Here is a 336-nt window from a genome sequence, read left to right as displayed (position 1 = left end):
ATCGACCTGTCCCACAGCAATCTGGCCCCCGGCCTGCTGTGCACAGACGGGCAATACCGCCAGATAGTCACCGTGGAAGATGCGGTGCGCGGCGGCTGTAACCTGTTCGACCTCGACCAGCTACGCATGGAGTACAGCCCGGACGAATACCAGAACCTGCTGATGTGCGAGTTCGTGGACGATCTCGCGTCCGTGTTCCCGCTCAGCGAGCTGCAAGCGTGCATGGTGGACAGTTGGGAAATCTGGACCGACTTTCATGCACTGGCCCTGCGCCCGTTTGGCTGGCGCGAAGTGTGGATCGGTTATGACCCGGCAAAAGGTACGCAGAACGGCGAC

1 protein-coding gene is annotated in these 336 nt (G+C 61.0%); it reads left to right on the top strand.

The genetic code is table 11. The features are described from left to right. On the top strand, positions 1–336 hold a 336-nt coding region (locus SB847_RS20715), incomplete at both ends, for a terminase large subunit domain-containing protein (RefSeq protein WP_410578453.1).

It is taken from the genome of Bacillus sp. SIMBA_026, from assembly GCF_046535335.1.
Lineage (GTDB): Bacteria > Bacillota > Bacilli > Bacillales > Bacillaceae > Bacillus > Bacillus velezensis.
Note: the sequence above shows the minus strand (reverse complement) of the source record. Positions and strands in the feature narration are given on the sequence as shown.